The organism is Vibrio pacinii DSM 19139 (assembly GCF_000711795.1).
In the GTDB taxonomy this organism is placed as follows: domain Bacteria; phylum Pseudomonadota; class Gammaproteobacteria; order Enterobacterales; family Vibrionaceae; genus Vibrio; species Vibrio pacinii.
Genome location: NZ_JONH01000018.1, coordinates 75,831 through 88,386 on the forward strand (window position 1 = coordinate 75,831; position 12,556 = coordinate 88,386).

The following is a 12,556-nucleotide window of genomic DNA, read 5'->3' on the forward strand; positions in this document are numbered from 1 at the left end:
TTCTACTGAGATAATTCATGACCTCGACACTTTTAGTACAGCAACCACCGGCCGAACAGCCTACGCCACAAAGCATCCTCGAAGATGTTTTTGGCTATCAGAGCTTTCGCGATGGCCAGCAACAGGTGATCGAGTCTGCGGTCGAAGGCCACGACAGTCTGGTGATTATGCCGACAGGTGGCGGGAAGTCGCTTTGTTATCAAATTCCAGCACTGGTCCGTTCAGGGTTAACCTTGGTGATTTCGCCTTTGATTTCATTGATGAAAGATCAGGTTGACCAGCTTAAGGCTGATGGTGTTGCTGCAGAGTGCATCAATTCGACCATGTCGCGTGAGGCGCTCATATCGGTTTATAACCGGATGCATTCTGGCGCGTTGAAATTGGTGTATGTCTCGCCAGAGCGCGTTCTCATGCGCGACTTTATCGAGCGACTCGAAAGCTTACCGCTGTCGATGATTGCAGTCGATGAAGCGCACTGTATTTCTCAGTGGGGGCATGATTTCAGGCCAGAGTATGCCTCGCTAGGTCAGCTCAAACAGTATTTTCCTCATATACCGGTCATGGCATTAACGGCGACGGCGGATGATGCGACGCGCAGTGACATTATGCAGCGTTTGCAATTAAATGAGCCTCATACCTATTTGGGCAGTTTTGACCGACCCAATATTCGCTATACCTTGGTCGAAAAACATAAGCCAGTCTCTCAGGTGGTGCGTTTTCTCGAAGAGCAGCGCGGTCATTGCGGCATCATCTACTGTGGTAGCCGTAAAAAAGTGGAAATGGTGACCGAAAAACTGTGCAATAACGGCCTACGCGCAGCCAGCTATCATGCCGGTTTAGATCCAGATGAGCGCGCTTATGTACAAGAAGCATTTCAGCGTGATGATGTACAAATTGTTGTGGCCACTGTCGCGTTTGGTATGGGAATCAATAAGCCTAATGTTCGCTTTGTGGTGCACTTTGATATCCCACGCAATATCGAGTCGTATTACCAAGAAACCGGACGTGCTGGTCGTGACGGTTTACCCGCAGAAGCCATGATGCTCTATGATCCGGCTGACATCAGTTGGCTACGTCGTATGCTCGATGAAAAAGACGAAGGGCCCCAAAAACAGGTTGAAGCGCATAAGCTCAATGCAATGAGTGCCTTTGCTGAAGCACAAACCTGCCGACGTCAGGTGCTGCTTAATTACTTTGGCGAATATCGCGAAAAGCCGTGTGGTAACTGCGATATTTGTCTGGATCCGCCCAAACGTTTTGATGCAACCGAGCAAGCGCAAAAAGCCTTGTCATGTGTTTATCGCGTTAATCAAAGCTTTGGTATGGGCTATGTGGTTGAAGTTCTGCGCGGAATGCAAAATATCCGTGTGCGTGAAAATGGCCATGATAAGTTGTCAACCTATGGGCTCGGACGTGAAAACAGTCACGACTATTGGGTGAGTGTTTTTCGTCAGCTGATCCATAAAGGACTACTGTCTCAAAATATCACTCGTAACTCGACCTTGCAGTTAACCGAGGAAGCACGCCCGTTGCTACGCGGCGAAATGTCTTTAGAGTTGGCGGTTCCGCGTCTTGATACCGCGGCGCGAGCAGCCAAGTCGAATAAGCTTTCCAGCAAGAACTACGACAAAAAGCTGTTTGCTAAACTGCGTAAGCTACGTAAGTCGATTGCCGATGAAGTGGGTTTGCCACCTTATGTGGTCTTTAGCGATGCGACCTTGATTGATATGGCCGACATATTGCCGACATCTTATGGCGAGATGCTAGCGGTAAATGGGGTCGGTCAGCGAAAATTGGAAAAGTACGCCGATCCATTCTTAGATTTAATTCAGGAGCATTTGACCCATCATGGCTGATTCATTGACCACATCATTTAGCTTGCAAGATTACCGACCACAGCAGGGCATCATCGTGATTGGTACGCCTGATTTCGACTTTGATTGTTTTCCTGAGTTGGCGCAGCATTTAGTGGATTTGCTCTCTGCACGTGTGATTGAAAAGCAGTGGGACGCCGATATTCACTCTTGGTTGATTGATTTTGAAGGGTGCCAGTTATTTCTTAAATCAGAGCATTACAGTGAGTGTGTTTGGCTTGAGGCGGTGGCGAATGGTGAGTCACAGCAAGAGCTCGAATTTCTCGCAGGCCTGTTTCAACGCGGCTTTTAAAGCAAAATACTGGCGCCAACGTTTGCCTAAGTTTAACCAGTTGCAGCCTAAGTTGGTTAATGTATAATCGCTCGCCGCGATATTTGTCATCGTAGAAGCGGTAAGGTGCTGACTGCATTTGCTGGTCGTCGCTCTTTAAGGCTAACGTTTTCGAGTATCAAATTTTTTAAATACATCATTGGTAAGACCCGTTCCAATTACTTTACTTGGAGTCGGTCGATTTGGGTTCCCTCACCCCCAAACCAAACTAAAAAGGTATCGCATGAGTAACTTTACCCCTGCGCAGCAGCGCAAAGCCCTTCTATTATTAGTTTTATTCCATCTGATCATTATTGCATCAAGCAATTATTTGGTTCAGCTACCCTTTACTATCTTTGGCTTGCACACCACTTGGGGCGCATTCACTTTTCCTTTTATATTTTTAGCCACTGACTTAACCGTACGTGTGTTTGGTGCCAAGCTCGCACGAAAAATCATTTTCTTAGTGATGTTGCCAGCGCTCGCGGTCTCTTACGTATTGTCAGTGCTGTTCTTTGAGGGGCAATTCCAAGGCCTATCTGATTTAAGTGAATTCAACCTATTTGTCGCGCGGATTGCGATTGCCAGCTTTATGGCTTATTTGCTCGGCCAAATTTTAGATGTGCACGTCTTCAATCGTTTACGTCAGCTCAAGCAATGGTGGGTCGCACCAACGTGTTCAACGTTGTTCGGCAATGCGTTGGATACGATGGCTTTCTTTGCGATTGCTTTCTACCAAAGCCCAGATCCATTTATGGCGCAGCACTGGACAGAAATTGCACTGGTGGATTACGGCTTTAAGCTAATCATCAGTTTAGGTCTGTTTGTGCCTATGTACGGCGTGCTACTTAACTACTTAGTGAGAAGGCTGACCGCGGTAAACCCGAACTTTAAAATGTTGGGTGCTAACTAACCACGTTGATAGCATTGAACGAATAAAAAAGCCTGAGGAGTCATCACCCTCGGGCTTTTGGTTTTTTAACATGGATGATTACTGCGCGATCACGGTCAGAGGCCAACCAATATCACTTTGACGGTTAGCTTCGATTTCCAACTCGGCGGCCGTTAGAGGATTAGCTTCTAGCCACTGTGCATCAATGGTTAGAACGAGGTTGTCTTCTTGTGATTCTATACTGATTACTGGCTCAAGCGCGGGATTACGGCGATGGGTCAGCAATACCGCAAGGCGCAATAGACGCAACACGCGTTTAGCGCTTGCTCCAGAAATAGCATGCTGCTCAGGCAGTGAGGTCAGTTGTTCACGGTAGCGGCGTGCAATCTCACCCAGTAGGTGCTTTTGAGCTAAGGTATAGCCTGGTAAATCTAGGCTTTGTAGCAAATACGCACTGTGCTCACCACCTTTCTTGAAATCGATGGTTAAACCAATCTCATGTAGCTTCGCCGCCGTTTCTAGGAGTATTTTACCTTGCTCTTCGGCAATCCAATTGGGTTGGCATTGGCTCAATAATGAACGAGCTAATGTCGCCACCTGATCACCATAAGCGCGATCAATCTGATAACGGCTCTGGATGCTGGTAATGGTACGCGCACGAATATCGTCTTGCTTGAGCTCGTCGACCATCTCGTAGACTAGACCTTCACGTAATGCGCCGCCAGCCAAGGTCATCGAATCAATCTCAAGCAATTCGAAAATCGCAATGAGAATCGACAAGCCACTTGGAAACACTAAGGCACGCTCTAACGTCAAACCTTCAATTTCAAGCTCTTCAAGATGGTCTGCTCGCATGGCCTGTTTTTGTAGACGTTTCAATTTAGTATGGGTGATGACCTCATCCATACCTTGCGCCAACATAATTTCTTGCAGTGCTTGAACTGTACCAGAGGCACCGACACAGACATCCCAACCAATGTTTGTGTACTGCTCTAAAATGGGTTCAAGCGTTTGCTTAGCGGCCAAAATGGCGTTGTTGAAATTGGTCACTGTGAGTTGACGGTCTTTAAAATGACGTTCTAACCAAGTCACACAACCCATCTTTAAGCTGGTTAGGGCCTTAGCTTCAAAGCCTTGGCCAATGATGAGTTCGGTACTGGCACCACCAATATCGACCACCAGTCGACGACCGCTGCCGCCAGAAGTATGCGCAACACCTTTGTAGATGGTTGCCGCTTCTTCTTCACCGCTGATCACGTCAATCTTGTGGCCTAAAATTTGGTTGGCTTTATCGAGGAAAATAGCCACGTTGGTTGCAGTACGCAGGGTTGCGGTACCGACGATGCGGATATTTTCCGTCGGGATATCTTGTAGTCGTTCGGCAAACAGACTCAAGCAGTCCCAACCGCGTTGCATAGCTTCATGGTTTAACGCGTTCGTTTCGTCTAAACCAGCGGCAAGACGCACTTTGCGCTTAATTTTCGCCATGGTCTGAACGCTGCCATCAATATGACGCACCACGAGCATATGAAAACTGTTCGACCCGAGGTCGATGGCGGCGTATAGCGGAGATGAAACTGCTTGGCTCATAGACGACTTACGAATCCTTTTGCTGACGTGGGCGAGAGCGGTTGTTTTGGCGACGGTTACCTGAACGAGAGCCCCCAGTATTGGTGCGACGCTGCTGCGGACGGTTTGAACGCAGACGAACTGGCGCTGGTAGATCTTGGATCAGGGCGCTTGGATCGTAGTCGGAAACGGGAATGCTATGCTCAATGTACTCTTCAATCGGTGGCAAGTTAACCGCGTAATCTTCACACGCAAAGCTGAGCGAAAGACCGCTTTCACCAGCGCGACCAGTACGGCCAATACGGTGGACGTAATCTTCGCAATCATCAGGCAGATCAAAGTTAAATACGTGTGTTACCTGTGGGATATGCAGACCGCGCGCTGCGACATCGGTTGCCACCAAAATATCTACTTCACCTTTAGTGAATTGCTCTAGGATACGCTCACGTTTTTTCTGCGGAACATCGCCAGTTAGCAAACCAACACGATGACCATCAGCAGCAAGGTGGCCCCAAACTGATTCACATTTATGTTTGGTATTGGCAAAGATGATCGCGCGATCTGGCCACTCTTCTTCAATTAGAGTCTGTAGTAGTGCCATCTTGTGCTCGTTAGATGGGTAGAACAGTTCTTCTTGAATGCGATGGCCGGTTTTTTGGTCAGGTTCAACCACCACATGCTCAGGGTTGTGCATGTGTTCAAAAGCAAGCTCTTGTACGCGGTAAGATAGTGTCGCTGAAAACAGCATGTTCAAACGCTCTTTTGGCTCAGGCATGCGACGGAACAAAAAGCGAATATCCTTAATAAAACCAAGATCAAACATGCGATCGGCTTCATCAAGCACTACCGCTTGAATGTTATTGAGGTTAAAGACTTTCTGCTTGTAGAAATCGATAATACGACCAGTAGTACCAATCAGGATATCAACACCTTGTTCAAGCTTGCCCAATTGCTTGTCGTAGCTTTCGCCACCGTAAGCCAGTGCCGCTTTAATCCCAGTGCTGGCGATCAGTGACTCTGCATCGTTGTAGATCTGGATCGCCAATTCACGCGTTGGCGCCATAATGATGGCACGCGGTTGATTTGGCTTACGACCTTCAGGCTCGTCGTGAGTCAGTAAGTGGTTAAAAGTAGCAGTCAGGAAAGCGAGTGTCTTACCTGTGCCCGTTTGGGCTTGTCCTGCAATGTCTTGGCCGGTGAGCAGTACCGGCAACGCCAAAGCTTGGATAGGGGTACAAAATTCGAACCCTTTTTTCTCCAAACCTTCAATGATTTGAGGGTGTAAACTCAAATCGGCGAACTTTTGCTCTGTGATATGCGTCTTTTTCATCGCTATAGAATATCAGCTTAAGCTTGCAATACGAAAGTAAATACATTCCAATAGGGCATCTAAATGCTGGTTATCATCCAACCAGTTCCGAAAAAACACATTGGAGTGGAAGATGAGTGATAAGATTTTGCAGCTAACTGATGACGGTTTTGAGAACGATGTGATCAATGCTGCAGGCCCAGTTCTTGTCGATTTTTGGGCAGAATGGTGTGGTCCTTGCAAAATGATCGCGCCAATTTTGGACGAAATCGCTGATGAGTACCAAGGCAAACTCACTATCGGTAAATTAAATATCGACCAAAACGCAGGTACTCCACCTAAGTTTGGTATCCGTGGTATTCCAACGTTGCTTCTTTTCAAAGACGGTAACGTAGCAGCGACTAAAGTAGGTGCGCTGTCGAAAACTCAACTTAAAGAGTTTTTAGACGCTAATCTATAATCCGCTGAATAAATAAGACCGTGCATTATACTTAATGCACGGTTTTGTTTTTGAACATCAACAAAATCTAGACTAGGCTAGTATTTAGTGATAATTTATCGCACGTTAATTAAACAAGAATCTCTTCTTGGTCGATCCTGTGACCAAATTCATCTTAACCAAAAAAACAGATCCTATTTTGACTAAACAAGTATCTAACACCATGAATCTAACAGAACTGAAGAACAGACCTGTGTCTGATCTTGTCAAACTTGGCGAAAGCTTAGGCCTTGAAAACCTAGCACGTCTAAGAAAGCAAGACATCATCTTCGCCATACTTAAAGCGCACGCAAAAAGTGGTGAAGATATTTTTGGCGACGGGGTTCTGGAAATACTTCAAGACGGCTTTGGTTTCTTACGTAGCGCAGACTGCTCATACTTAGCAGGCCCAGATGATATATACGTTTCTCCAAGTCAGATCCGTCGCTTCAATCTACGTACAGGTGACTCAATTGCCGGTAAGATTCGTCCGCCAAAAGACGGTGAGCGATATTTTGCTTTACTTAAAGTCAATACCGTTAATGATGATAAGCCAGATAACGCGCGTAACAAGATTTTATTTGAAAACTTGACGCCACTGCACGCCAACGAGCGTATGGTGATGGAGCGTGGAAACGGTTCGACAGAAGACATTACCGCTCGTGTTTTAGACCTAGCATCTCCGATTGGTAAGGGCCAGCGTGGTCTGATTGTAGCGCCGCCGAAAGCGGGTAAAACCATGCTGCTGCAAAATATTGCACAAAGCATTGCCTACAAACATCCTGAGTGTGTGTTAATGGTACTTCTTATCGACGAACGTCCGGAAGAAGTAACCGAAATGCAGCGCCTAGTGAAAGGCGAAGTGATTGCCTCTACCTTCGATGAACCAGCATCACGTCACGTACAAGTGGCTGAAATGGTTATCGAGAAAGCCAAGCGCTTGGTTGAGCATAAGAAAGATGTGGTTATCCTACTTGACTCTATCACGCGTCTAGCACGTGCTTACAACACTGTTGTGCCTTCATCAGGTAAAGTTCTTACTGGTGGTGTTGATGCCAATGCTCTGCATCGTCCTAAGCGTTTCTTCGGTGCAGCACGTAATGTCGAAGAGGGCGGCAGCTTGACTATCATCGCGACAGCGCTTGTTGATACAGGCTCTAAGATGGATGAAGTTATCTACGAAGAGTTTAAAGGTACAGGCAACATGGAACTGCACCTTAACCGTAAAATTGCGGAAAAACGTGTCTTCCCTGCTATTGACTTCAACCGCTCTGGTACTCGTCGCGAAGAGCTTCTCACCAAAGCTGATGAACTACAGAAAATGTGGATTCTGCGTAAAATCGTTCACCCTATGGGCGAAAGTGATGCCATGGAATTCCTTATCGACAAATTGGCAATGACCAAGACTAACGATGAATTCTTTGACGCAATGCGTCGTCAGTAGTCTTTGCTTACTGCTTTAACAAAAACGCCACCGCTTTTAGCGGTGGCGTTTTTGTTTGCATTATCGGTTTGGAGCGAGCACAATAAAAAAATTGTTACAAGGAGGTTAACATGCAACAAGGAATGTTGTCGTCGCTACTCCTATCCAGCCTATTATTGTTGGGCGCGCATAGTGCGACTGCTACCGAGATGCAGTCGCAGCGGGTTGAACAATGGCTGCAAGAGCCGCAAGTACACGATAAAGTCGCAGAGCTACTGCAATATGCTATCGAAGATGATGTTGATGGGCTTAATTTCGCTTTAAATCGCCTCGCGTTGCCCGTGCAAGAAGTTGTGCGTTTTCTACTGCTGAAAAACATCGAAGATCAGCAATTGCTCCTTACTCCTCAGATGGCGTTATTTGTCGAGCAGCAAAAAAATCGGGTTCCAACTTACCAAGTACTCGAGCGAGGGGATGGTTATGAGTTTACGGTTCCTGCCTTTAATTACTCTGCTATTGCTAATCGTTTGTTGAAACAGTGGCGTCAAGATCAGTCAACCTTGGGTTTTGTGCTTGTTGCTGAGCGAGGAGAGTTGGTACTCAAGGAGTGGTTATCGGGTAGTGATTATCAGATTCAAACTCGCGAATCGTTGTTGATTCGAGAGCTCGACAGCTTATCCCCACAAGCGGTTACCCAATTAGTTGAGCAACTCACACAAGAGGCTGTGACGAGCTGGCTTCCATCATCACAAGTCATGGTGCGTTTGGCACAAGTTAGCCAAGATCCGCACATTTATAAATTGTTGTGGCTAATGAAAGCCGACTTTCACAGTAAGCAAGAGCTCGTTCGCTTAGCGCAAGCGGGCGATGTGTTTTCTCTTAACCAAGTGATCGCCGCCGCTCGTAACCCGAGCTTAAAACAGCGCGCGATCAGTGAGCTGACCAAAGTGCGTCCAATGTCCGATCAAGTGAAGCAATTTTTAATCAGTAAAATGTCTGGATCTGATGAGACTCGCTTTATCGCTGGGGAGCTAGCGTTGCACGGTCATTCATCTTGGCTACGAGAGTTAGTAAGTACCAATCAACAAGTGAATCGTCGTGCGATAAACAGTGTGATCGGCCAGTAGTGGCGTTGAGTATAAGCTCATAAAAAAGAGGGCTCAGTCGAATCCTGTTTTTGTTATACTGCCTGCAGATTAACCAGTCGATAATTAGGTCTATGAGTTTTAAGGATTTACGCGATTTTATCGCCCATCTAGAGCAACAAGGTAAGCTGAAACGCATCGCTCACCCCGTTGACCCCAACTACGAAATGACAGAGATCAGCGATCGCACTTTGCGTGCTGGTGGTCCTGCGTTGTTATTTGAAAACCCAGTTGGCTATGACATGCCAGTGTTAACTAACTTGTTTGGTACCCCTGAACGTGTTGCGATGGGGATGGGGCGCGATGAAGTTAAACAGCTCAGAGAGGTAGGAAAATTACTTGCCTATCTAAAAGAACCTGAGCCGCCCAAAGGGTTCAAAGATGCACTCGATAAGCTGCCAGTGTTTAAGCAAGTGCTTAATATGCCTGCCAAACGCTTACGCAAAGCGCCGTGCCAAGAGGTCGTCTGGCAAGGTACAGAGGTTGACTTAGACAAGATTCCGGTTATGAGTTGTTGGTCGGGAGACGTAGCGCCATTGCTGACTTGGGGATTAACCGTCACTAAGGGGCCAAACAAGAAGCGGCAGAACCTGGGCATTTACCGCCAACAAAAAATCGCCAAAAATAAAATTATTATGCGCTGGCTCGCTCATCGAGGAGGCGCACTTGATTTACGCGACTGGATGGAAATGCATCCTGGGCAACCTTTCCCTGTGTCGGTCGCATTTGGTGCCGATCCGGCCACTATTTTAGGTGCAGTCACGCCCGTGCCGGATACTCTATCCGAATACGCGTTTGCTGGATTATTGCGTGGCAGTAAAACAGAAGTGGTTAAATCACTCAGTAATGATCTTGATGTCCCCGCCAGTGCCGAAATCGTTATGGAAGGTTATATTGATCCAAACGAGTTCGCCGATGAAGGTCCATATGGCGATCATACGGGTTACTATAACGAAAAAGAAAAGCATCACGTATTTACCATCACGCACATCACCATGCGTAAAGACCCTATTTACCACAGTACTTATACTGGGCGTCCGCCTGATGAGCCTGCCGTATTAGGTGTTGCACTCAATGAAGTGTTTGTTCCTATCTTACAAAAACAATTCCCTGAGATTGAAGACTTCTATCTCCCGCCAGAAGGTTGCTCGTATCGTATGGCAGTTGTGACGATGAAGAAGCAATACCCTGGGCATGCAAAACGAGTGATGATGGGCGTGTGGTCGTTTTTACGGCAGTTTATGTACACCAAGTTTGTCATTGTTTGTGATGAAACCGTTGATGCCCGTGATTGGAATCAAGTGGTGAAAGCAATGACAGAGCATATGGATCCAGTTAGAGATGCGCTGTTCATTGATAATACGCCTATCGACTCATTGGATTTTGCTTCGCCAGTGGCTGGGCTCGGCTCAAAAATGGGCTTGGATGCCACCGTGAAATGGCAAGCTGAACAACCAGAGAGTGAACACAGTAATAGCGTTTGCCCGAAACTTAATCAGCAACAGTTGGACGAGTTTATCCGCAGTAATCCGCAAGTGATAGATATCTATCTCCCTGACAGTGTGATTAATAATCGCTTTGCCGTAGTGACGATGGATAAGCAAGCTGCAGGTGAATCACAAGCATTAGCTGAGAAAGTGGAGGCGTGGTTAAGTGAACACGGTTTGCCGAAATTTATCGTGATGTGTGACCATGATGTCAATGCTCGTGATTGGAACGACGTTATTTGGGCTATCACCACTCGCATGGACCCGGCACGGGATACGAAACGTGTCAGTGGTAGTGAGTCTTTGCCATCAAGGCTGATACTGGATGCTACTAATAAAGTACAAGGGGAGGAGGTAACTCGCGAATGGGGCACACCAATTAGCAAAGATCCGCAACTTGTTGCGAAAGTCGATGCGTTCTGGGATAAGTTGGGTATCCTATGAGTCATCGTGTTCTCTTGTTGCCTCATAACATACATTTTGAAGTGCAAGATGGACAAACGGTGTTGGAAGCTGCGCTCAACAATAATATTCGCTTTCCTCACCGCTGCCAGGTTGGTGCGTGCGCTGCCTGTTTGTGTCGTAAACTAGAAGGGACAGTCTCTTATCACCTTGAACCTATGCTCACCGATAAAGAGCAACAACAAGGTTGGATATTTGCTTGCCAAGCCTTCGCAGAAAGTAAATTAGTCCTTACTCTGGAAGAGTAAGTTAGAGGAACACCATGACTATTCAATGTAAAGTAAAGTCAATTCAGCCTTTGGCTTGCAATACTTACCAAATCCTATTGCACCCTCAAAGTTCAATGAACTTTAAAGCAGGCCAGTACCTAATGGTGGTAATGGGAGAAAAAGATAAGCGACCATTCTCGATCGCGAGTAGCCCTTGCCGTCATCAAGGTGAGCTAGAGCTGCATATAGGCGCCGCAGAACATAATGCTTATGCGCATGAAGTTGTCGAAGCGATGAAAACTGCGCTAGAAAGTGGCAGTGAGATTACTATTGATGCGCCACACGGTGACGCTTGGTTAAAACAAGAGAGTGAGCGTCCTTTGTTGCTGATTGCTGGTGGCACTGGGTTTAGTTATGTTCGCTCTATTTTAGATCATTGTATTGCTCAAAACTTGACGAACGAAATCCACCTTTATTGGGGCGGTCGCGATGAACGTCAGCTTTATGCTCAGCAAGAGTTAGAACAAATCGCTGAGCAGCATGCTAATGTCCATTTCATTCCAGTGATTGAGCAAGCACCCGAGGGTTGGTTAGGTAAGGTTGGCAATGTTTTACAGGCGATTGATCAAGACTTTGACTCGCTAGCTGAATACGACATCTATATTGCTGGTCGTTTTGATATGGCGGGTGCTGCGCGCGAGCAGTTCACTTTAAATAAGAACGCACTGGCAGAAAGAATGTTTGCTGATGCTTATGCTTTTATCTAAAGCGCGCAGAAAGTGACGAAAAAGGGAGCGTTTTGCTCCCTTTTTGTGTCTCTTTGCACACAATTTCTACGAACGCTCATTTTTTTGATTTTTTTTAAAGAAAGGGCTTGCGCTTAAATCTCAACTCCCTATAATGCGCATCCACTGACACGGCAGACGCCGCAAGGCTTCAAGCCAGTTTCAGTAAAGCCAGCTAGTAAACTTTCGAGACAATACGTTAGAAAGAAAAAATTCAAAAAAGTGTTTGACACTTTAATCTGAATCGCTAGAATGGCTGCCTCTTCCGAAGTGACGTAAGTCACAAAGAAGAACGCTCTTTAACAATATAAACCTATCAATCTGTGTGGGCACTCGTTGATGATAATCCAATAGGTTGTTGCTTAGGCAATGACCGTTTCTTCGGAAACACATTGGGTTCAATGAACTGAGTGACCAATACGAATAGCTACGTGTAGTTATTTGGCACAGTCAATTCATTATCATTCTGTTGGAATGATAATAGCTTTAAAATTACCGTTTACTTTCGAGTAAGCGCAGTTTTGAAGTCAGTATTCATTGAGCCGAAAAAACTTAAATTGAAGAGTTTGATCATGGCTCAGATTGAACGCTGGCGGCAGGCCTAACACATGCA

At 46.3% G+C, this 12,556-nt stretch carries 10 protein-coding genes and 2 pseudogenes; 10 read left to right on the top strand and 2 right to left on the bottom strand.

Going from position 1 to position 12,556, the window contains the following annotated elements:
* The first annotated feature begins 17 nt into the window (after positions 1 to 17).
* The 3 genes from recQ (at position 18) to BS19_RS12440 (ending at position 3,097) form a co-directional block, all read left to right on the top strand.
* On the top strand, positions 18 to 1,856 hold the full coding sequence (recQ, locus tag BS19_RS12430; protein WP_038175613.1) for an ATP-dependent DNA helicase RecQ: 1,839 nt from the start codon (positions 18 to 20) through the stop codon (positions 1,854 to 1,856).
* A gap of 4 nt (positions 1,857 to 1,860) precedes the next feature.
* Positions 1,861 to 2,166, top strand: a complete 306-nt coding sequence (locus BS19_RS12435) for a DUF3630 family protein (protein ID WP_211253002.1) — start codon at positions 1,861 to 1,863, stop codon at positions 2,164 to 2,166.
* 262 nt (positions 2,167 to 2,428) lie between these two features.
* Positions 2,429 to 3,097, top strand: coding sequence for a 7-cyano-7-deazaguanine/7-aminomethyl-7-deazaguanine transporter (locus tag BS19_RS12440; RefSeq protein ID WP_038175615.1), 669 nt, complete (start codon positions 2,429 to 2,431; stop codon positions 3,095 to 3,097).
* 78 nt (positions 3,098 to 3,175) lie between these two features.
* On the opposite strand, the gene gppA is transcribed toward BS19_RS12440, so the two are convergent.
* The gene (gene gppA, locus BS19_RS12445; RefSeq protein ID WP_038175616.1) at positions 3,176 to 4,666 is read right to left on the bottom strand and encodes a guanosine-5'-triphosphate,3'-diphosphate diphosphatase; all 1,491 of its coding nucleotides are present in this window, start codon (positions 4,664 to 4,666) and stop codon (positions 3,176 to 3,178) included.
* 7 nt (positions 4,667 to 4,673) lie between these two features.
* Positions 4,674 to 5,975 (bottom strand): ATP-dependent RNA helicase RhlB, encoded by a 1,302-nt coding sequence (gene rhlB, locus BS19_RS12450; RefSeq protein ID WP_038175617.1) that lies wholly within the window; start codon positions 5,973 to 5,975, stop codon positions 4,674 to 4,676.
* Positions 5,976 to 6,087: 112 nt separating this feature from the next.
* Between rhlB and trxA the strand changes: the two genes are divergently transcribed.
* From trxA to fre, 7 genes and pseudogenes are all read left to right on the top strand, one after another.
* Positions 6,088 to 6,414: a thioredoxin TrxA gene (gene trxA / locus BS19_RS12455; protein WP_038175618.1), complete on the top strand. Its 327-nt coding sequence runs from the start codon at positions 6,088 to 6,090 to the stop codon at positions 6,412 to 6,414.
* A 202-nt stretch (positions 6,415 to 6,616) separates the two neighbouring features.
* Positions 6,617 to 7,876, top strand: coding sequence for a transcription termination factor Rho (rho, locus tag BS19_RS12460; protein WP_038175627.1), 1,260 nt, complete (start codon positions 6,617 to 6,619; stop codon positions 7,874 to 7,876).
* 110 nt (positions 7,877 to 7,986) lie between these two features.
* Positions 7,987 to 8,982, top strand: a complete 996-nt coding sequence (locus BS19_RS12465) for a hypothetical protein (RefSeq protein WP_038175619.1) — start codon at positions 7,987 to 7,989, stop codon at positions 8,980 to 8,982.
* 92 nt (positions 8,983 to 9,074) lie between these two features.
* Positions 9,075 to 10,452, top strand: a pseudogene (gene ubiD, locus BS19_RS12470) (4-hydroxy-3-polyprenylbenzoate decarboxylase); the annotation flags it as partial.
* A 71-nt stretch (positions 10,453 to 10,523) separates the two neighbouring features.
* Positions 10,524 to 10,931: pseudogene (locus BS19_RS20750) on the top strand (4-hydroxy-3-polyprenylbenzoate decarboxylase); the annotation flags it as partial.
* Entirely contained in the window at positions 10,928 to 11,197 is a 270-nt protein-coding gene (locus BS19_RS12475; protein ID WP_038175622.1) for a 2Fe-2S iron-sulfur cluster-binding protein, read from the top strand. The pseudogene BS19_RS20750 and the gene BS19_RS12475, both read left to right, overlap by 4 nt.
* A 14-nt stretch (positions 11,198 to 11,211) precedes the next feature.
* Positions 11,212 to 11,925 (top strand): NAD(P)H-flavin reductase, encoded by a 714-nt coding sequence (gene fre, locus BS19_RS12480; protein WP_038175623.1) that lies wholly within the window; start codon positions 11,212 to 11,214, stop codon positions 11,923 to 11,925.
* Positions 11,926 to 12,556: the final 631 nt, after the last annotated feature.

Excerpts from the sequence above, each read along its gene's own strand:
- recQ (WP_038175613.1), top strand. The coding sequence starts at position 18 with ATGACCTCGACACTTTTAGTACAGCAACCACCGGCCGAACAGCCTACG.
- BS19_RS12440 (WP_038175615.1), top strand. The coding sequence starts at position 2,429 with ATGAGTAACTTTACCCCTGCGCAGCAGCGCAAAGCCCTTCTATTATTA.
- gppA (WP_038175616.1), bottom strand. The coding sequence starts at position 4,666 with ATGAGCCAAGCAGTTTCATCTCCGCTATACGCCGCCATCGACCTCGGG.
- rhlB (WP_038175617.1), bottom strand. The coding sequence starts at position 5,975 with ATGAAAAAGACGCATATCACAGAGCAAAAGTTCGCCGATTTGAGTTTA.
- trxA (WP_038175618.1), top strand. The coding sequence starts at position 6,088 with ATGAGTGATAAGATTTTGCAGCTAACTGATGACGGTTTTGAGAACGAT.
- rho (WP_038175627.1), top strand. The coding sequence starts at position 6,617 with ATGAATCTAACAGAACTGAAGAACAGACCTGTGTCTGATCTTGTCAAA.
- BS19_RS12465 (WP_038175619.1), top strand. The coding sequence starts at position 7,987 with ATGCAACAAGGAATGTTGTCGTCGCTACTCCTATCCAGCCTATTATTG.
- BS19_RS12475 (WP_038175622.1), top strand. The coding sequence starts at position 10,928 with ATGAGTCATCGTGTTCTCTTGTTGCCTCATAACATACATTTTGAAGTG.
- fre (WP_038175623.1), top strand. The coding sequence starts at position 11,212 with ATGACTATTCAATGTAAAGTAAAGTCAATTCAGCCTTTGGCTTGCAAT.